The organism is Rhizobium sp. WSM1328 (genome assembly GCF_057653715.1).
This window is the reverse complement of sequence record NZ_CM172788.1, coordinates 364042-382879: the sequence shown is the minus strand read 5'-3', so window position 1 is coordinate 382879 and position 18838 is coordinate 364042. Positions and strand designations below refer to the sequence as shown.

Genomic DNA, 18838 nt, shown 5'->3' with positions numbered 1-18838 from the left:
AGATTCATTGCACTGCACACTGGCTTTTTTAAATCGATTAGATTAAAAGAGCCGCCAACCAGCCTGATTGAGAGACAAGCTCATGAGCAGCCAAATCATTCCCGTTGAGCCCTTTGATTATGTCGTCTTCGGCGGCAGCGGCGACCTTGCAGAACGCAAGCTTCTGCCCGCGCTGTATCATCGCCAGATCGAAGGCCAGTTCAGCGAACCGACCCGCGTGATCGGCGCCTCGCGCAGCCCGTTGACGCACGAGGAATACCGCAAATTCGCCAAGGACGCGCTGAACGAGCACCTGAAGAAGGGTGAATATGACGAGGCGGAGGTGGAGAAATTCTGTGCCCGCCTCTACTACGTCTCGGTCGACGCCCGCACGGATGCCGGTTGGGATCAGCTGAAGAAGCTGCTCGACGAAGGCAAGGATCGCGTGCGCGCCTTCTACCTCGCCGTCGCTCCGGGCATCTTCGGCGACATTTCGCAGAAGATCCACGACCACAAGCTGATCACCAAGTCGACCCGCATCGTCGTCGAGAAACCGATCGGCCGCGACCTCGCCTCGGCGCTGCAGCTCAACGACACGATCGGCCGCGCCTTTAAGGAAGAGCAGATCTTCCGTATCGACCATTATCTCGGCAAGGAGACGGTGCAGAACCTGATGGCGCTGCGCTTCGCCAACGCGCTCTACGAGCCGCTGTGGAACGCCAACTACATCGACCACGTGCAGATCACGGTGGCTGAATCGGTCGGCCTCGAAGGCCGCGCCGGCTATTACGATACGGCGGGCGCACTGCGCGACATGGTGCAGAACCATATCCTGCAGCTGCTCTGCCTGACGGCGATGGAAGTACCCTCGTCGATGGATTCGGAAGCCGTGCGCGACGAGAAGCTGAAGGTGCTGCGGGCGCTGAAGCCGCTCAATGCCTCCAACGTCGAGCAGGCGACGGTCCGCGGCCAGTATCGCGCCGGCGCATCTGGCAGCGGCCCGGTCAAGGGTTACCTCGAAGAGCTCGAAGGCGGCGTCTCGAACACCGAGACCTTCGTTGCCATCAAGGCCGAGATCAACAACTGGCGCTGGGCGGGCGTTCCCTTCTATATAAGAACCGGCAAGCGCCTGACCGGGCGCATGTCCGAGATCGTCATCACCTTCAAGCCGATCCCGCACGCGATCTTCGACCAGGCGGCCGGGCGCATCAACGCCAACCAGCTGATCATCCGCCTGCAGCCGGATGAGGGCGTCAAGCAGTCGCTGATGATCAAGGATCCGGGTCCGGGCGGCATGCGCCTGCGCAACGTCTCGCTCGACATGAGCTTCGCCCAGGCCTTCAACGTCCGCAATCCCGACGCCTACGAGCGCCTGCTGATGGACGTGATCCGTTCCAACCAGACATTGTTCATGCGCCGCGACGAAGTCGAAGCCGCGTGGAAATGGGTGGATCCGATCCTCAAGGGTTGGGAAACGACCGGCCAGCAAGTGCAGGGCTATACGGCCGGCACCTGGGGGCCGAGCCAGGCCATCGCGCTGATCGAGCGCGACGGCCGCACCTGGCATGACGAAATCTAGGACGAAATCGATGGCATCGACCCTGCATTCCTTCGCCAGCGCCGCAGACCTCGCCGGCAGTCTCGCCGACAAGGTCGCCGATGCGCTTTCGGCGGCGATTGCCGCCCGCGGAACGGCGTCCATCGCCGTTTCCGGCGGCTCCACGCCGAAGGTCTTCTTCCAGACGCTTTCGACGCGCGACGTCGCCTGGGACAAGGTGACGATCACGCTTGTCGACGAACGTTTCGTGCCGGCCGACAATCCGCGCTCGAACCATCTGCTGGTCGATGCCAATCTGCTGCAGAACAAGGCAAAGGCGGCACGCTTCCTGCCGCTCTATCAGGATGCCGCCTCCGCGGAGGAGGCGGCAAGGCTCGCAACCGAGAAGACCAGGGCGATCAGTTCACCCTTCGACATCGTCATCCTCGGCATGGGTGGCGATGGACACACCGCCTCGTTCTTTCCCGGCGGCAGCAATCTTGCCAAGGCGATCGATGCGTCGACGCCGCGCGGCATCATTACCATGGAAGCGGAAGGAGCCGGCGAGCCGCGCCTGACCTTCACCTTCTCCAGTCTTGAGGATGCCGCACTCCTGGTTCTCCATATTGAGGGCGAAGGCAAAAAAGACGTTCTCGCCAAGGCGGAAGGCAGCGGTGACGAGGCAGAAATGCCGATCCGCGCCGTTCTGCGCCGGGCCACTTCCCCGGTCGAGATCTACTGGGCTCCCTGATCCACCGTCATCCGGATTGAGATTCAGGCCAGAGCCGCCGAAACAGATAAAGACAACGAACAAGGCAGGGATTTTCCATGTCCGCTCACGCACGCATTTCTGCGATCACCGATCGCATCGTCGAACGCTCGAAACCAAGCCGCGAGCGCTACCTGGAACGCCTGCGCGCCGCCGCTTCCAAGGGTGTCGCGCGCTCGGTGCTTGGCTGCGCCAACCTTGCCCATGGCTTCGCGGTCTGTTCCCCCGCCGACAAGGATGCGCTCGCCGGCGACCGCATCCCCAATCTCGGCATCATCACCGCCTATAACGACATGCTCTCGGCCCACCAACCATTCGAGACCTATCCGGCGATCATCCGCGAGGCGGCGGCCGAGGCAGGCGGCGTGGCGCAGGTGGCCGGCGGCGTGCCGGCGATGTGCGACGGCGTCACCCAGGGACAGCCGGGCATGGAGCTCTCGCTCTTCTCGCGCGACCTGATCGCCATGTCGGCGGGCGTCGGCCTGTCGCACAACATGTTCGATGCCGCCCTCTTCCTCGGCGTCTGCGACAAGATCGTGCCCGGCCTGGTGATCGCGGCATTGTCCTTCGGACACCTGCCGTCGATCTTCGTTCCGGCCGGTCCGATGACCACAGGCCTGCCGAACGACGAGAAGTCACGCGTGCGCCAGCTCTTCGCCGAGGGCAAGGTCGGACGCGCCGAGCTGCTGGAGGCGGAATCGAAATCCTATCACGGCCCCGGCACCTGCACCTTCTACGGCACCGCCAATTCCAACCAGATGCTGATGGAGATCATGGGCTTCCACATGCCCGGCTCGTCCTTCATCAATCCCGGCACGCCGCTGCGCGAAGCGCTGACGCGCGAAGCCGCCAAGCGGGCGCTGGCGATCACCGCGCTCGGCAACGAATTCACGCCGGCCGGCGAGATGATCGACGAACGCTCGGTCGTCAACGGCGTCGTCGGCTTGCATGCGACCGGCGGCTCGACCAACCATACGCTGCACCTCGTCGCCATGGCGCGGGCGGCCGGCATCCATCTTACCTGGCAGGACATTGCCGAGCTCTCGGAAATCGTCCCACTGCTTGCCCGCGTCTATCCGAACGGGCTCGCCGACGTGAACCATTTCCAGGCGGCCGGCGGCATGGGTTTCCTCATCAAGGAACTCTTGAAACACGGCCTGGTGCATGACGACGTGCGCACCGTCTTCGGCCACGGTCTCCAAGCCTATACGGTCGATGCCCGCCTCGGCGAAAACGGCGCCGTCCTGCGCGAGCCGTCGCCGGAAAAAAGCGTCGATCCCAAAGTGCTTTCCAGCATCGAAACGCCGTTCCAGGCGAATGGCGGGCTGAAGATGCTGCGCGGCAATCTCGGCAAGGCGGTCATCAAAATCTCCGCCGTCAAGCCCGAGCGCCACATCATCGAGGCCCCGGCAATCATCTTTCACAGCCAGCAGGAGCTGCAGGACGCTTTCAAGGAAGGTAAGCTCAACCGCGATTTCATCGCCGTCGTGCGCTTCCAGGGCCCGAAGGCGAACGGAATGCCGGAACTGCACAAGCTGACGCCGCCGCTCGGCGTGCTGCAGGACCGCGGCTTCCGCGTGGCGCTGCTCACCGATGGGCGCATGTCCGGCGCATCCGGCAAGGTGCCGGCGGCGATCCACGTCACGCCGGAAGCGGTCGATGGCGGTCCGATCGCCCGTATTCGCGAGGGCGACATCATCCGCCTCGACGCGATCAAGGGCACGCTCGAGCTGCTCGTCGATGCAGCCGACTTGGCCGAGCGCGACCCTGTCGTCGTCGATCTCTCCGACAATGAATTCGGCATGGGCCGCGAGCTCTTCGCGCCCTTCCGCCGCGCCGTTGGAGCTTCGGACCAGGGTGCGAGCGTGCTCTTCCACCACTGAGCATGGTCACTGGAGACAAACAAAAACCCGCGGAGCGCAAAAGCACCCGCGGGTTTTCTGTATCAGTCCCGTGCTATCCGTCAGGCTCGAATATCGAGAACGTAGTCGCGGTGCGCCGGATGGGTGCTGTAGACGAAGATCTTGTTCAGCTCTTTCTGCGTCAGCAGGCGCAAGAAGCGAACTTCCACTGTGTTGTTGGCGTTGACCTTCATCAGCAGGCATCCGACCTTGGTGATGCGGGCATCCGGAATATCCAGATAGAACTGCTTCGGCAGGCTGAACTGGGTCAGGATCGCGAGCGTCGCGCTGCTCATCGAGATCCGGACAATGTCGCAGCGGCGCGAAGCCGCGTGCATGACGCCCTTTTCCGTATATTCGATGCGCGCGGCGTTCATGGTGTCCTCCATCTTGAACCGCGCCTCGCGGTCATACATGAAGGATTCTTCCTTGCTCAGGAAATGAGATTTTGGCTGTGACGGATTGGAAGCGGCCACCTGCTTATCCCCCTCATAAATTGACAGGGAAAAGGTAGCAGCCGATCTTTAACAGAAAGTGAGAATTCGGCCCGTCCCGCACAATTCTTGGGGCCATCACCCCAAAAATGGCCGCCTCACTTTCGGTAGGTATGGCCGGTTGCGTCAAACAGATGCAACTTCTGCCTGTCGGCGGCAAACCGCATCCTCTGGCCCTTCTTCACATCATAGATGCCGGGCAGCTTGACGACGATCGGCTCGCCCGGGACCAGACCCTCGATATAAAGCAGCGTCACTTCGCCGAGCGCTTCGACGATCGACACTTCCCCTTCGAAAAGGTAGTCGGCGCCATCGGCAACCCGGAGATCCTCCGGCCGAACGCCGAAGCTTGCCTGCTTGCCCATTTCCGACGCGTCGGTCGCCACATCCAGCGTCACCGACATGCCGCCGGTCAGCGTCACCGTCGTCTGGCTTCCAGTCCCGGCGACCGTCGCCGGAATGATGTTCATCGCCGGCGAGCCGATGAATTTCGCGACGAAGAGGTTTGCCGGGCGCTCGTAGAGGTCCAGCGGCGCGCCGACCTGCTCGATATTGCCGGCGGAGAGAACGACGATGCGATCAGCCAGCGTCATCGCCTCGACCTGGTCGTGGGTAACGTAGATCATCGTCGTATCGGCCATCTGTTCGTTCAGGCGGGCGATCTCGATGCGGGTCGCGACGCGCAGCGCGGCATCGAGGTTGGACAGCGGCTCGTCGAACAGGAAGACCTTGGGATCGCGGCAGATGGCGCGGCCGATCGCCACGCGCTGGCGCTGGCCGCCGGAAAGCGCCTTCGGCAGGCGACCGAGATATTGGGTCAGCTGCAGGCTCTCGGCCGCCGCTTTGACGCGGCGATCGATTTCCTGCTTGCTTTCGCCGGCGATCTTCATGCCGAAAGCCATGTTGTCGAACACCGTCATATGCGGGTAGAGCGCATAGGACTGGAAGACCATGGCGATGCCGCGCTTGGAGGGCGGCACGTCATTGACGAGATGGCCATCGATATACATCTCACCGCCGGTGATCGCCTCGAGACCGGCGATCATGCGCAGAAGCGTGGACTTGCCACAGCCGGACGGACCGACGAAGACGATGAATTCGCCCTGCTTGATATCGAGGTCGATACCGTGGAGAACGTCCACGGAACCGTAGGATTTGCGGATATCCTTCAGCGTCAGTCCAGTCATTTCTCTCTCCCTGTGTTCCCTGGGCCTGTGTTTCCTTAGGCCTATGTTCCTTAGGCAAGACGGGCGAAATACGCCCCCCAGGCCGGAATATCGATCTTGTCGCCATAGTTGTTGCTGGTAAAGCCGTGGCCCGTCAATGCCTGCCATTCTCCCGCAGGCAGAATGACGGCGGCCTCGGCCGGGCTCATGTTGAAGATGCAAAGCAGCTTCTCGTTGCCGTATTCACGGGTGAAGACCAGGCTATCGGCCTGTTGTTCCTCGAATTCGATCTCGCCCTTGGCAAAAGCCGGATGCAGCTTGCGGAAAGCGATGAAGCGGCGATAGTGCTCCAGCACGGAAGCCTCGTCGCCCAGCTGGACGCTGACGGCACGCAGGATATGCTCGACCGGCACCGGCAGCCAGGGCTTGACCGTCGAGAAGCCGCCCTGGGCGACCTGGCTGTCCCAGACCATCGGCGTGCGGCAGCCATCGCGGCCCTTGAATTCCGGCCAGAACTGGATGCCATAGGGGTCCTGCAGATCCTGATAGGCGAGATCGGCCTCGGTCAGCGCCAGCTCCTCGCCCTGATAGAGGCAGACGGAGCCGCGCAGCGTCATCAGTAACGAGGCATAAAGCTTGGCAAAGGCGTCGTGATCGGCGACCAGCCCGCCCCAGCGGCTGACATGGCGCATGACGTCGTGATTGGAGAAGGCCCAGCAGGCCCAGCCATCGGGTGCGGCAGCTTCGAAATCCTGCATCACCTCCTCGACGCGCTCCGGCGTCAGCGGATCGGGCGCCAGGAACTCAAAGGCATAGCACATGTGCATCTTGTCATTGCCGGAGGTGTATTCGCCGACGATTTCAAGGCCGCGCTGGCTGTCGCCGACTTCGCCGACGGCGGCGATTGCCGGGAATTCCTCGAGAACGGCGCGGAAGCGCTTCAGGAAGGCAAGGTTCTCCGGGCGGTTCTTGTCGTAGAGATGCTCCTGAAAATTATAGGGATTGACCGCCGGCGCCGTCGAAGCGTTGCGGCGCTCGGGGGCAAGCGCCGGATTGTCGCGCAGCTGCGTGTCATGGAAATAGAAATTGATGGTGTCGAGGCGGAAGCCGTCGACGCCGCGATTGAGCCAGAAGCGCACGACGTCGAGCAGACGGTCCTGCACCTCAGGATTATGCAGGTTCATGTCCGGCTGCGAGGTCAGGAAATTGTGAAGGTAATATTGCATGCGCGTCGGATCCCACGCCCATGCCGAGCCGCCGAAGATCGACAGCCAGTTGTTCGGCGGCGTACCGTCCGGCTTGGCGTCGGCCCAGACATACCAGTCGGCCTTGGCGTTGGTCTTGCTGGAGCGGCTCTGCGCGAACCAGGGATGCTGATCCGAGCTATGGGAGATGACGAGGTCGATCATCACGCGGATGCCGAGGCGATGAGCCTCGGCGATCATCGTGTCGAAATCCACCAGCGTGCCGAAGATCGAATCGACATTCTCGTAGTCGGAAACGTCATAACCGAAATCGCGCATCGGCGAGGTGAAGAAGGGCGAGATCCAGATCGCATCGACGCCAAGGTTTGCCACATGCGGCAGGCGAGCGGTGATGCCCTTCAGGTCGCCGATGCCGTCACCGTTCGAATCCTGGTAGGAGCGCGGGTAGATCTGGTAGATCACCGCGCCGCGCCACCAGTCTTTGTCAGGGGTCGAGATCGATTGGGAAGCCACGTTCATGGAATATCCTGTTTGAAGTCACGTTTGGAATGGTCAGCCTCCCTTGACCGAACCCGCCAGCAGACCGCGCACCAGGTAACGCTGAAGCCCGAAGAAGACGAGCAGCGGCACGATGATAGTGACGAAGGCTGACGCCGTCAAAATCTCCCAATTGCCGCCGCGCGAGCCGAGCAGCGCGTTCAGGCTGCCGGTCAGCACGATGTGGTCCTTGTCGGTGCCGAGGAAGACCATGGCGACGAGCAGGTCGTTCCACACCCACAGGAACTGGAAGATGGCGAAGGAGGCGAGTGCCGGGAAGGACAGAGGCAAAACGATGCGGACGAAGATCTCGAAATCGCTCGCGCCGTCGACGCGGGCGGATTCGATGATCTCCTTCGGCAGGCCGGCGATATAGGCCCGCAAGAGATAGATGGCGAGCGGCATGCCGAAAGCGGTATGAGCCAGCCAGATGCCGGGATAGGTCTTGGACGGCTGGCCGAGCATGTTGCCGATCTCGTTATAGAGGCGCAGCAGCGGGATCAGGGACATCTGCAGCGGCACGACGATGAGGCCGACGACGAGCGCGATCAGCAGCCCGCGGCCGGGAAACTCCATCCAGCTCAGGGCATAGGCGGCGAAAGCGGCAATCAGGATTGGGATGATCGTCGCCGGGATCGTCACGGTCAGCGAGTTGATGAAGGATTGGCCGATGCCCTCGCCGGTCAGAACCGTGTTGTAGTTCTGCATCGTGAATTCCGGCGGCGCCGAGACGGATGCATAGATGCGCTTCGGGCGTTGGTCGGGCGAAAAGGCGGCGTTCTTCACATAGCGGTAGCTGCCGTCGCTGTTGATCTGCAGGGTTTCACCGTCGCCGAGATCGGCGGTCTCACCGGCCTTGAAGGCGGCCGGCTGCTGTATGCGGTTGCCGAAGGCCTTCACCGCGCGGCCGGTCTGGCCTTCCAGCACATTGCCCGAGATGACGTAGGTGGCACCCTCCTGCTTTTGCTGGTCGGGTGTACCAAGGCGGACCGCGGCCGTCTGGGTCGAGCCGACGAAGGCCGTCCACCAGCCGGAGACGACGATCTGGTCCTTGTCGCGCAGCGCGCTGACGAAGATGCCGAGCGTCGGGATCAACCAGATGATGACGATCAACAGAACGGCTGCGTGAACGAAGAGCCGGGCGGGGCCGATCTTGAAGTAGCTTCCGATAGCGGTCATCTCAGTGGCCCTTCAATTCGCGATTGGCGCGGCGCACGTTCCAGACCATGATCGGCGTGACAGCGAGCATGATGATGATGGCGATGACCGCACTTCGGCCGGAATCGCCGCCGCCGCGGAACATCCAGTCGAACATCAGGTTCGCCAGCACCATCGTCTGCCACTGGCCGTTGGTCATGGTCAGCACAATGTCGAAGACCTTGAGGACGAGGATGGTGATCGTCGTCCAGACGACGGCGATGGAACCCCAGACCTGCGGCACCATGATGCGCCAGAAGATCTGCCAGCCATTGGCGCCGTCGATCACGGCGGCTTCGATCGTCTCCTCGGGGATGCCGCGAAGGGCGGCCGACAGGATGACCATGGCGAAACCGGTCTGGATCCAGATCAGAATGATCATCAAGAAGAAGTTGTTCCAGAAGGGAATGGAGATCCACACCTCCGGCGTACCACCGAAGGTCTGGACGATAGCGTTCAGCAGGCCGATCTGGACGTCGTTGCCGCCGCGATATTCATAGATGAATTTCCAGATGACCGAGGCGCCGACGAAGGAGATCGCCATCGGCATGAAGACGATGCTCTTGGCGATATTGCCCCACCAGATGCGATCGGTCATCACGGCGATGACGAGGCCGAAGAAGGTGCAGGCGGCCGGCACGACGGCGAGCCAGAGGATGTTGTTGAAGATCGACTGGCGGAATTCGCGGTCGCCGAGCGCCCATTTGTAGTTGGCGAGGCCGACGAACTGCAGGCCGGCACGGTCGTAGAAGGAGAGGATGAAGGTCGCAACGACGGGATAGACGAGATAGACGACGAGCAGGAAGAGCGCCGGGCCGATGAACAACCACGGCCGGACGAGTGCACGCCGGTTGAGATTGCGCGATGCGGCGCGGATGTCACCATCCTTCACCGGCAGAGCGAGATCCAGGATCTTGTTCGAAAAATAGAAATAGGCCGAGCATGCGATAACGGCTCCGACCACGACGCCCAAAGCGGACACTATCTGCGACAGCATTTCGTCCCTCCCCTGCTTCCCCTGATCTTATTCCGACCGGCTTTTATTCTGACGGGTCAACGCCGGTCACCGTCAATCTATTTGTATAGCCTAATCACAATATATCCTGCGATGGCCGGGCTCTTTGCGAGCCCGGCCAGTCATGCAAGCCCATACCGCCGGCAAGCCGGCGGCATAATTTTGAAAGATTACTTGATGCCGTCCCAGGCGCTCTGGATTTCGCCAGCGGCCTCTTCAGCGGACTTGCCGCCGACGAAATCGACCATGCCAGTCCAGAAGGCGCCGGCGCCGATCTTGCCCGGCATCAGGTCGGAACCGTCGAAGCGGAAGGTGGTGGCCGAGGTCAGGATATCGCCTTCCTTCTTCATCTGCGGGTTGGCATAGGCCTCGGTGCTGACGCCCTTATACGGCGTCAGGAAGCTCGACTGCGCCATCCAGACCTCATGGGCGATCGGGGTCTTCAGGAAGTCGATGAAGGCGCGGGCCGTCTTCGAGTCCTTGGCGATCGAGACGAGCGTGCCGGCGCCGAGAACCGGCTTGCCGAGTTCGGGATGCGACGCAAAGGTCGGCATGTAGAAGAAGTCGGCATCCTGACCGAGCTTCGTGCCTTCAGGGAAGAAGGACGGGATGAACGAGGCCTGATGGTGCATGTAGCACTTCGGCGGAACCGCGAAGAGGCCCTTCGGGCTGTCGCGGAAATCGGTCGAGGCCACGGCTGCGACGCCGCCATCGACGTATTTCGCGTTCTTGGCGAACTTGCCAAACTCGTCGATCGCGGCAACGACCGCCGGATCGGTGAACTTCAGCTCGTTGGTCGTCCACTTGTCGTAGGCTTCCGGCGGCTGCATGCGCAGCATGATGTCCTCGACCCAGTCGGTCGCCGGCCAGCCGGTGGCGCCGCCGGAACCGAGTCCGATGCACCAGGGAACGCCGCCGTCCTTGACGATCTGGTCGGTCAGGGCATGCAGTTCTTCCATGGTCGTCGGGATCTTGTAACCGGCTTCCTCGAAATTCTCCGGCACGTACCAGACCAGCGATTTTACGTCGGCCTTATACGGGAAGGCGTAGAAGGCTTCCTTGCCGTCCTTGCCCTTGTAGGTACCGTAACCGACCCAGCTGTCGCCGGCGCCGTAATTGTCCTTGATCCACTTGGAGTTGTCATCGCCGAGCGGCGTCAGGAAGCCCTTGCTGGCGAGATCGGCCAGGAGGCCGGGCTGCGGCAGAACGGCAATGTTCGGCGGCGAGCCCGCCTGCGTGTCGATAACGATCTGCTGTTCGTAGTTTTCGGAAGACGAGTATTTGGCATCGATGCCGGTGGCTTCGGTGAAATAGGCAAGCACGCTCATGAAGAACGCCTCGTCCTCGCCGCGCCACGGCCCGAAGATCGTCAGCGGCTGACCCTTCAGATCGGCATGCGCAGCCTTGAACTCGTCATAGCTCTTCCAGTTGAACTTGGAATCCTGCCCCGGGGCAAATTTCAAATCGGCCGCGGACGCAGCACCGGCAAAAAGCGCTGCCACGGCAACGCCCATCAAAAATGACTTTTTCATGTGATCAACCTCCCATCACAATCCCAACCGCGCCGAATTCCCTCAATAAAGAAATTTCAAAGCGCTTTGACACCCAACTCATTCCACTTTCGGTGGAATGAAGTCAAGTTAATTCGCGAAAACCCGCTGCAAACACGCCAGATATCGGGGCATATCGCGGCGCAACAGCACCTATCGGGAACTATGGAGCGATTTTTCTTGAGTCAAGCGCGCCAGATGATACATAATTGAAAGCGCTTTGGATGCCACTGGGAGGCGGCAGGCCTTTTCAAGACGGCTGACGGGCGGGCCGGGAGGAAGCATAGCAGGTGAATCTCAAACAGCTATCGGAATTGCTGGGGCTGTCTCAGACGACGGTGAGCCGAGCGCTCAACGGCTATCCCGAGGTCAACGAGGCGACCCGGGAGCGCGTGCTTCAGGCTGTCAAGGAAACCGGGTACCGCCCGAACAAGGCGGCGCAACGGCTTGCGACCGGCAAGGCAGGCTCGATCGGCCTCGTCATGCCGACGGCGCCCGGCCACCAGTCCGACGTTCATTTCGGCGAATTCCTGGCAGGGCTGGGCGAAGAGGCCGTGCGCCACGACTTCCACTTCGTGATCATGCCGGCCGACCCGGATGACGAGGTGGCGGCGCTGCGCCGCCTTGCGATCAGCGGCAATGTCGATGCCCTGTTCGTCGCCTATATGCGCGGCCACGATCCACGGCTCGCCATGTTGAAATCGCTCTCGATGCCCTATGTCGTGCACGGCCGGTCCTTCGGTTCGGAGCCGGACTATCCCTATCTCGACATCGACAATGAAGGCGCCTTCTACGACGCGACGCGGCTCTTGCTACAGCTCGGCCATACGCGCTTTGCGCTGATGAACGGACCGATGCATCTCGATTTCGCCATCCGCAGGAAGAACGGTGTCGTCGCCGCCCTTGCCGAGCGCGGGCTTGCGCTCGAGGAGGGTTGCATGAGCCACGCGCTGATGACGGACGAACAAGGCCTGCTGGCAATGGAACACTTCCTGCAATTGCCGGAGCGACCGACGGCGATCCTCTGCTCCAGCACGGTGCTGGCGCTCGGCGCGATCCGCGCGGTCAACCAGGCCGGATTGCGGCTCGGCGAGGATATCTCGCTGATCGCCCATGACGACGTACTGCCGCTGCTGAAACCGGAAAGCTTTTCCGTGCCGCTGACGACGACCCGCTCTTCACTGCGGGCGGCGGGCGTTCGCATCGCGCAGCGGCTGATCGGCACGGTAAAGCAGGCGGGCCCCTTCCCCGACCAGGAGCTCTGGAAGACCGAGCTGATCGTCAGGGCCTCGACCGGTCCTGTTCCCCAGGCCTAGAACAGGATGTCGTCCGAAAACCGCTCACACTTTTCGGCATCATGCTCTAATCAAAACTGCGGCGGTGTCTGCCCTGCGGTGCGATGGGCGGCAATGACCGTATTGGCCATCAGCATGGCAATGGTCATCGGCCCGACGCCGCCGGGAACCGGGGTTATGGTGCTGGCGACCGCCGAAACCTCCTCGAAGGCGACGTCACCGACGAGCCGGGTCTTGCCCTCGCCTCTTTCGGGGGCTGCCACCCGATTGATGCCGACGTCGATGACCGTCGCACCGGGCTTGACCCAATCGGCCCTGACCATCTCCGGCCGGCCGACGGCGGCCACCAGGATATCGGCGTTGCGGCAGACCTCGGCGAGATTCTTGGTCCTGGAATGAGCGATCGTCACCGTCGCATTGGCGTTGAGCAGCAATTGCGCCATCGGCTTGCCGAACAGGTTGGAGCGACCGATGACGACGGCGTTGAGGCCGGAGAGATCCTCGCCATGGGTGCGGCGGACGAAGACCATGGCGCCGGCCGGGGTGCAGGAGACAAGTCCGGTCTTCAGATCGCCGGTGGCGAGCTTGCCGGCATTGACGACGCTCAGACCGTCGACATCCTTTTCCGGCAGGATCGACTGGATGATCGCCTCGCTGTCGAGCGGCTTCGGCAGGGGCAGCTGCACCAGAATGCCGTGGATCGACGGATCGGCGTTGAGGCTGGCGACGAGGGCTGCCAGATCCTCCTGCTTCGTCTCGGCCGGCAGCGTGTGCTGAACGGACTTGAAGCCGCACTCCTTGGCCATGCGGCCCTTGGAGCCGACATAGGCGTGGCTTGCCGGATCGTCGCCAACGATGACAACCGCAAGACCGGTGGTGACGCCGCTGCTCTTTTCCAGCGCCGCCGTCGCACTCTTGACCGTCTGAATGACCGATGCAGCTACGTTCTTTCCGTCGATTACTGTCGTCACGCGTCTCTCCGCCCTGTTTCGCGTCAATCTATGGATATTCGGCGAGCGTCAATTGCCCGCTAACGCCCTATCCTGTCCGAAAGCGGCAAGGCAATAGCAAGCTTGCAAGGAAATGTTTTCAGCGTAGCGGCTGCCGCGCTTCGAGCGCATGAACACGAAGCCGGTCGCGCAGGCCGGAGATCTCGGAGCGCAGCAGCTCCATCTCGTCGACCGGTGCGGGGGCCTGCGCGGGCATCGACGGCAGTGCGGCCTGCGGCCGAAGTACTGGCATTTTTTCCCTTGCGGGATCGGCGACGGGCCTCCGCAGCCGGAGCAAGAAAGCCGCGGCAAGGCCTATCGCAAGGCCCGCTGCGGCACCGGCCAGCGAGCGGCCGGTCAGGCCATCGCTTCCCGATACTGCGGTTGCCAATGCTGGCTTCAGGAGAACGATACGACCGTCGGCGGCCGTTTCCACCGCTGTGGACGTCGCCTCTTCGAGGCGCGAGCGGGCGGCATTCGCCTTTTCGCTGAGCTCGGTCAGGCGTGACAAATCGACGCCGGTGTCCCGGCTCTGGGCGATCAGCGTGTTGCGGCGATCGTTCAGGCCCTTGCGCGCATCGACGGCGGCTTTGGCGGCGAGGTTGGCAGTCTGGGCAAGACGGGTCAGCTCCTTGCCCATATTCTCCTTCAGACCGTCGGTTTCGGCCTGCTGCTGCAAGAGGCGCGGATGGCGCGGGCCGAGCTCGGCCGAAAGCTGCGCAAGCGTCGTTTTGGCGACGGCATATTTGTCACGCCAGTCCTGCAGCGCCGGCGAAAGCATATCGGAGGGGAGCGAACCGTCGAGCACTTCGGCAAGTTTTGCGGCTTTGAGCCGGTCGGTCTGCGCCTTGGCGGCAAGGATGTTCTGGTCGGCCGCTTTCAGATCGGCATCGAGCTGGTCGATCTGGCGGCGAAGATCGATCGCCACCTTGACGTTGCCCTCGCCGCTCTTCGCCGTGAAGGCGGCAAGCTCCACTTTCACCTCGTCATAGGTTTTGCGCAAGGCGGTATCGGTCTCGACGTTGCCGCCGGGTCCGTCTGCTGCGGACACCGCTTCGGCAAGCTTTGCGGCGATGCGCATGGATTTGCCGCTATTACCGGTCGTCGCCCTGACGAGGATGGTGCCGGCGGCGGCATCGGGCAGTATCTCGACCGCATGTTTCAGCGTCGCCTCGGCGCGCGAGGCCGGATCGGCAGCAGCGCCGGTCGCCGAGAGGAGATCGAGCGCGACGCCGAGCGCATTGGCACTGGCGCCGGCAAATTCGGGGTCGTGATCGAGTTTCAGGGCGGCCACCGTCGAAGCAACCACCCGCGCCGACAGCAGCCCTTTCGCCGCGGCCTGGGTGAAGGCAGCGCGGCTTGCGGCATCGCTCTTCACCGCAAGCGTCGCCTCGGCACGGTAGAGGGCCGGCGAAGCCGGCATCTGCGCCGGCAAGCCCGCGCCGACGATCGTCGCGGCGGCCACCATCATCACAAGACCAATGCCGCCCACGCGGCGGCGCGGTGCGACCGACCGGGCCGCCGCGGGTTCTTCACGGACCGCTGCCAACGGTTCGGGTGAGATCATCGGCTCGTCGGCCGGAACGCTCAGCTCTTCGTCGCCCGCCGGCTGCTGAAGAAGCAGATGGCCGACGTCGTTGGCGGCCCGGAGGCGGTTGCCGAGGATGGTTTCGATGCGGTCGACCAGCGGTGCGGTGCGCGCCGCCCTGGCGCGCTGCTCCTCCAGCACCCGGCCGATGGCGCGCAGCAATTCGGCCTCGGGCGGCGCGATATCAGGCTGGCGAGACCGGGGTGCCCCATAGGAATCGTCATCGTGGCGCGGCCCTGCGGCTACGCGATCCTGGAAGTTGTTTCTGGCCCTGATATCGTACATTTGCGCCACATCTCATGCACATGATGGCCGAGTTCGCTCATCCGCACGGATACAGATGATTAAGCCACTCTAAATATTCATGGCAAAGAAATGGTTAACCGCAGCGGGCAAAAATTGCTAAGCCGCGCGTCTTGTTAGACGCGCGGCGCTATAAGGTCAGCTCGCCTTCTTATGATCCGACCGCGGCTGCAGCGCGCTGCCGTGCTCTTCCGGATGGCTGAGGATCCTTTCGCGCCGGCGGAAGCGGTAGCGCAGGACATGGAAGAGAAACACCGGGATGCCGATGATGTAACGGCGCCAGAGGCGCGTCGGCTCCTGCAGCAGGCGATAGGCCCATTCCAGGCGCATCATCCGCACCGTCCTCGGCGCGCGTGGGACGGCGCCGGAGACAAAGTCGAAGAGAGCGCCCACCGTCAGCACCAGGCGTGCATGATCGGCGCGAATATGATCGTGAACCCATTTTTCCTGCAGCGGCGTCCCCATACCGACGATCAGGATATCGACCTTCTGGCGCTCGAGTTCCTCGATGACATCTGTGGGATCGACCTTGTCGAAGTAACCGTCGGAAACGACGACGAATTCGTGCCAGGGCGTGTGCCTGCGGAAATTTTCCGCCGCTGCCTCGACGACCGAACGCTCACCGCCGATGAGGCCGATGCGGCGCGGGGCCTCCATGAAGGTGAGGAAGGCCGGCACGAAATCGGTGCCGTTCAGATTGGCGGGAAACGGCGAACCATGGGCGATCTGCGATGCGATGTTGAGGCCGATACCATCAGGCAGCACCAGATTGTGCGACATGATCCGGTAATACTCGTCGTCGCGCAGCGCGGTCAGCATGTTGTGGGCGTTGACGAAGCAAACCACGGTCTGGCCGACGGGAATAGAGGCCAGCTCGTTGATGAAAACGAGGGCATCGTCCCAGCCGAGATCGCAGACCGGCAGATCGAAGATCGTCCGCCGCGATGCGAGCACCGCGAAGTTTGCAATCAGATTCATTCCTACCTCCTGCCGAGGGTGCTGCATGCGCCCGACATCCCGGAAAACAAGCCTATATTTCCGCACCGGAGGTCTCGAAAGGACCGGTCGCGTCCCGCCGGGACGGCGTCGCTCCGATCTCGGATAAGCGGCGCATGCCAAGCTGTGACACCTGATATAACAGGACGGTTTCAAACAACCCTTAGGAAAATTCCTTGAATTTCCATGCTCGCATAAGTGGATTATTAACCACGCGCGCCAACGACAAACGGCGCCCTCGGGCGCCGTTTGTCGTCGATGATCAGATGATGTTTAGTGGGCAGCTGGCGCCGGTGCTTCGGCGGCCGGTGCGGTCTCGACGATCTTGACGGGTTTGCCCACCTTCTTCGGCTGACCGGCGGAGCTTTCCTTGACCTCTTCCTTGGAGAGATAGTCGAGCTGCTCCAGCATCACGTCGGCGACGTATTCGCCGCCGAGGCGCTCGTTCATGCCCTTCTTGATCTCCTCGCGGAAGGCCTTCGGATCGAAGGATTTGATGTGGGCGATATCGACCATCTTATTGCCGACGAGCAGACTGAAAAGCTCGTCCGTCGTCATCTCGCTCAGCGGCAACGTCACGCCTTTCAGCATGTCCTTGTTCATCATGAACGAAACGCGGCCGAGGAAGTAACCGGTGATCGCACCGTTGCCGATGATCGGCACCGTGATCGTTTCGCCCTTCACCAGTTCAAGAGCGCTCTGCTTGGAATCCGTTGCTGCGGGCGCCGGCGCGGTCGCCAGGTACACCGAGAAATAGACCGATGCCAAGGTGATGGCGCAAACCCAGACACCGGTGAGGACGAGCTTGATCATCAGTTTCCACGCGCGGCGAATTGTTCCTGGGAATAGGTGCCGTCGGCATCGGCGTCCTGAACCGCGTTCTTCAGGAGGTCGGCGACGGCGCGAACCGCTTCGAGATGCGCCTCGACGCGACGGGCATTGAGAACCAGTTTCTTCTTCAAGCCGTGCAACTGATCGAGATGGGCAGCGGCAAGCTCGGCCGGATCGGTGTCGCGGAAAAGCGTCGACAGCTCGTAGAGGCAGCGGCTCTTATGCGCATTGGAGACCTTGAGATCGAACTGCGGATCGTTGCCGATCCGGGTGTTCTCATTATCGATGATCATTTCGAGGCGTCCGAGAACGGATTTGATCCTGTATTCGTTCGAAACTATTTCCATTGTACCCTCGGTTATGCGTCGCTTAGAGCATGATGCCGAAAAGTGTGCGCGGTTTTCGGACGGCATCACGCTCTAACTCTTTAATTGAGAACAGGATTCAGATTTCAGGCCAACGGGCCTAAAATCATCCTGTTCTATCGGTCTTGGCTTCGGCCGTCGGCGTGCCAAAGGTCTTGCGCTGGAAGTCGTCGATCATGCTGAGCGCGGTGTTGCGGTCATCGTCGTCGGTGGAGGCATTGACGATCTTACCTTCCTGCCGGCGCAGCTGCTCGCTGTACATCTGCTTGGCAATGCCGATGCCGTCTCCCTTGGCCATGACGTTGCCGAGCTGTTCGGCCATCATGCCTTTCCAGATATCGCCGGTCGCACCCTTGCCGTAGACGTCTTCGCTTTCGCTCGGCAGCATGGACTTGACGAAATTCTGCAGGACCATGGCCTCGAACTTCCGGTAGCTTTCCGGAGCTTCCTCGGCCTTGGTGCGGTTCTGAATGTTGTTGAGGCCACTCTTGTGGCCGACTTGATCGAGAACGTCGACCGTATTGGAGAAGCCCTTGCCATTCTCGGCGAGGCTCGTTGCGGCAAAGGCCGCACGATTTGCCTTCAACTTTTCCTGGGCTGCCTGAAGCTCCATGGGGTCGGCAGCTTTGACAACGTCCAGGACCAGATCACTGGGGGGCGAAATAGCCACGTTACAATCCTCTGAATTTAAGATCGTAACGACTATGGTTTTTGAAGCTTGCTGGAGGCTGGCGTTGCGAATTGCTGATCGATGACATCGTAGACGGCGTTGTCATCTGCCTCGCGGCGCTCGGCCTCGAGGGCTTCCTGCATGCCCTCTTCGAGGCGGTCGCCCTTGGCGCGCTCGCGCGTCAGCCGCATCTCGTGGATCTGATGCATGCCGGTCAGCTGCTGGTCCTTGATGGTGAGCCTGCCGAATCGGTCGGCGTAATTCTGCGAGAAGGCGTGGTGGACGGGGTCCATCGAGCCGAGCGCGAGGATGACGTCGTCCATCGCCACATTGACCTCGACACGCTGGCGGCTGGTTTCGGCCAGGTCGTTCTCGGCCATTCTTTCGATATGCCGCTGCACCGAGAGCAGCCGCTTGAGCTTCTGGGAGCGCTTCTTTTCGATCATATCAG

The 18838-nt window shown here is 61.9% G+C and carries 17 protein-coding genes; 4 read left to right on the top strand and 13 right to left on the bottom strand.

Annotated elements, in window-relative coordinates; translation table 11 throughout:
• Nucleotides 1-82: 82 nt before the first annotated feature.
• From zwf to edd, 3 genes are all read left to right on the top strand, one after another.
• Nucleotides 83-1558 carry a glucose-6-phosphate dehydrogenase gene (gene zwf, locus AC2444_RS01935; protein ID WP_012756097.1) on the top strand — a complete coding sequence of 492 codons (1476 nt, stop codon included), beginning with the start codon at nucleotides 83-85 and terminating at the stop codon, nucleotides 1556-1558.
• Nucleotides 1559-1568: 10 nt separating this feature from the next.
• Nucleotides 1569-2267 carry a 6-phosphogluconolactonase gene (pgl, locus tag AC2444_RS01930; protein ID WP_128449662.1) on the top strand — a complete coding sequence of 233 codons (699 nt, stop codon included), beginning with the start codon at nucleotides 1569-1571 and terminating at the stop codon, nucleotides 2265-2267.
• A 77-nt stretch (nucleotides 2268-2344) separates the two neighbouring features.
• Complete coding sequence (gene edd, locus AC2444_RS01925) at nucleotides 2345-4168, top strand: phosphogluconate dehydratase (protein ID WP_012756095.1); 1824 nt, start codon at nucleotides 2345-2347, stop codon at nucleotides 4166-4168.
• An 80-nt stretch (nucleotides 4169-4248) separates the two neighbouring features.
• Here the strand turns inward: edd and AC2444_RS01920 are convergent, their stop codons facing one another.
• From AC2444_RS01920 to AC2444_RS01895, 6 genes are all read right to left on the bottom strand, one after another.
• Nucleotides 4249-4602, bottom strand: a complete 354-nt coding sequence (locus tag AC2444_RS01920) for a hypothetical protein (protein WP_003545591.1) — start codon at nucleotides 4600-4602, stop codon at nucleotides 4249-4251.
• A 176-nt stretch (nucleotides 4603-4778) separates the two neighbouring features.
• Nucleotides 4779-5867: an ABC transporter ATP-binding protein gene (locus AC2444_RS01915; RefSeq protein WP_017992956.1), complete on the bottom strand. Its 1089-nt coding sequence runs from the start codon at nucleotides 5865-5867 to the stop codon at nucleotides 4779-4781.
• 50 nt (nucleotides 5868-5917) lie between these two features.
• On the bottom strand, nucleotides 5918-7570 hold the full coding sequence (bglA, locus tag AC2444_RS01910) for a beta-galactosidase BglA (RefSeq protein WP_012756092.1): 1653 nt from the start codon (nucleotides 7568-7570) through the stop codon (nucleotides 5918-5920).
• 33 nt (nucleotides 7571-7603) lie between these two features.
• Nucleotides 7604-8767 (bottom strand): carbohydrate ABC transporter permease, encoded by a 1164-nt coding sequence (locus AC2444_RS01905; protein WP_012756091.1) that lies wholly within the window; start codon nucleotides 8765-8767, stop codon nucleotides 7604-7606.
• Nucleotide 8768: 1 nt separating this feature from the next.
• Nucleotides 8769-9782, bottom strand: coding sequence for a carbohydrate ABC transporter permease (locus tag AC2444_RS01900; RefSeq protein ID WP_003545587.1), 1014 nt, complete (start codon nucleotides 9780-9782; stop codon nucleotides 8769-8771).
• A 188-nt stretch (nucleotides 9783-9970) separates the two neighbouring features.
• Nucleotides 9971-11332, bottom strand: a complete 1362-nt coding sequence (locus tag AC2444_RS01895; protein WP_012756090.1) for an ABC transporter substrate-binding protein — start codon at nucleotides 11330-11332, stop codon at nucleotides 9971-9973.
• A 308-nt stretch (nucleotides 11333-11640) separates the two neighbouring features.
• Here AC2444_RS01895 and AC2444_RS01890 point away from each other — a divergent pair, with 308 nt between their 5' ends.
• Nucleotides 11641-12666, top strand: coding sequence for a LacI family DNA-binding transcriptional regulator (locus AC2444_RS01890; RefSeq protein ID WP_012756089.1), 1026 nt, complete (start codon nucleotides 11641-11643; stop codon nucleotides 12664-12666).
• Nucleotides 12667-12716: 50 nt separating this feature from the next.
• On the opposite strand, the gene folD is transcribed toward AC2444_RS01890, so the two are convergent.
• The 7 genes from folD to AC2444_RS01855 all read right to left on the bottom strand — a co-directional run bounded on the left by folD (nucleotide 12717) and on the right by AC2444_RS01855 (nucleotide 18833).
• Nucleotides 12717-13616 (bottom strand): bifunctional methylenetetrahydrofolate dehydrogenase/methenyltetrahydrofolate cyclohydrolase FolD, encoded by a 900-nt coding sequence (gene folD, locus AC2444_RS01885; RefSeq protein ID WP_012756088.1) that lies wholly within the window; start codon nucleotides 13614-13616, stop codon nucleotides 12717-12719.
• Nucleotides 13617-13734: 118 nt separating this feature from the next.
• Nucleotides 13735-15507, bottom strand: coding sequence for a GumC domain-containing protein (locus AC2444_RS01880; RefSeq protein ID WP_012756087.1), 1773 nt, complete (start codon nucleotides 15505-15507; stop codon nucleotides 13735-13737).
• A 156-nt stretch (nucleotides 15508-15663) separates the two neighbouring features.
• A complete protein-coding gene (locus AC2444_RS01875; RefSeq protein ID WP_012756086.1) occupies nucleotides 15664-16503 on the bottom strand; it encodes a WecB/TagA/CpsF family glycosyltransferase in 840 nt (279 codons plus the stop codon).
• A 291-nt stretch (nucleotides 16504-16794) separates the two neighbouring features.
• Nucleotides 16795-17334 carry a hypothetical protein gene (locus AC2444_RS01870; RefSeq protein ID WP_012756085.1) on the bottom strand — a complete coding sequence of 180 codons (540 nt, stop codon included), beginning with the start codon at nucleotides 17332-17334 and terminating at the stop codon, nucleotides 16795-16797.
• Nucleotides 17334-17699: a hypothetical protein gene (locus AC2444_RS01865; RefSeq protein ID WP_012756084.1), complete on the bottom strand. Its 366-nt coding sequence runs from the start codon at nucleotides 17697-17699 to the stop codon at nucleotides 17334-17336. The genes AC2444_RS01870 and AC2444_RS01865 overlap by 1 nt, the downstream gene beginning before the upstream one ends.
• Nucleotides 17700-17823: 124 nt before the next feature.
• On the bottom strand, nucleotides 17824-18387 hold the full coding sequence (locus AC2444_RS01860) for a rod-binding protein (RefSeq protein WP_012756083.1): 564 nt from the start codon (nucleotides 18385-18387) through the stop codon (nucleotides 17824-17826).
• Nucleotides 18388-18419: 32 nt separating this feature from the next.
• Nucleotides 18420-18833: a hypothetical protein gene (locus tag AC2444_RS01855; protein ID WP_012756082.1), complete on the bottom strand. Its 414-nt coding sequence runs from the start codon at nucleotides 18831-18833 to the stop codon at nucleotides 18420-18422.
• Nucleotides 18834-18838: the final 5 nt, after the last annotated feature.

Bases quoted from the DNA above. Each gene is read 5' to 3' on its own strand.
- zwf (WP_012756097.1), top strand. From the start codon at position 83: ATGAGCAGCCAAATCATTCCCGTTGAGCCCTTTGATTATGTCGTCTTC.
- pgl (WP_128449662.1), top strand. From the start codon at position 1,569: ATGGCATCGACCCTGCATTCCTTCGCCAGCGCCGCAGACCTCGCCGGC.
- AC2444_RS01880 (WP_012756087.1), bottom strand. From the start codon at position 15,507: ATGTACGATATCAGGGCCAGAAACAACTTCCAGGATCGCGTAGCCGCA.
- AC2444_RS01915 (WP_017992956.1), bottom strand. From the start codon at position 5,867: ATGACTGGACTGACGCTGAAGGATATCCGCAAATCCTACGGTTCCGTG.
- bglA (WP_012756092.1), bottom strand. From the start codon at position 7,570: ATGAACGTGGCTTCCCAATCGATCTCGACCCCTGACAAAGACTGGTGG.
- AC2444_RS01875 (WP_012756086.1), bottom strand. From the start codon at position 16,503: ATGAATCTGATTGCAAACTTCGCGGTGCTCGCATCGCGGCGGACGATC.
- AC2444_RS01895 (WP_012756090.1), bottom strand. From the start codon at position 11,332: ATGAAAAAGTCATTTTTGATGGGCGTTGCCGTGGCAGCGCTTTTTGCC.
- AC2444_RS01905 (WP_012756091.1), bottom strand. From the start codon at position 8,767: ATGACCGCTATCGGAAGCTACTTCAAGATCGGCCCCGCCCGGCTCTTC.
- AC2444_RS01870 (WP_012756085.1), bottom strand. From the start codon at position 17,334: ATGATCAAGCTCGTCCTCACCGGTGTCTGGGTTTGCGCCATCACCTTG.
- AC2444_RS01865 (WP_012756084.1), bottom strand. From the start codon at position 17,699: ATGGAAATAGTTTCGAACGAATACAGGATCAAATCCGTTCTCGGACGC.
- AC2444_RS01855 (WP_012756082.1), bottom strand. From the start codon at position 18,833: ATGATCGAAAAGAAGCGCTCCCAGAAGCTCAAGCGGCTGCTCTCGGTG.
- edd (WP_012756095.1), top strand. From the start codon at position 2,345: ATGTCCGCTCACGCACGCATTTCTGCGATCACCGATCGCATCGTCGAA.
- AC2444_RS01900 (WP_003545587.1), bottom strand. From the start codon at position 9,782: ATGCTGTCGCAGATAGTGTCCGCTTTGGGCGTCGTGGTCGGAGCCGTT.
- AC2444_RS01920 (WP_003545591.1), bottom strand. From the start codon at position 4,602: ATGTATGACCGCGAGGCGCGGTTCAAGATGGAGGACACCATGAACGCC.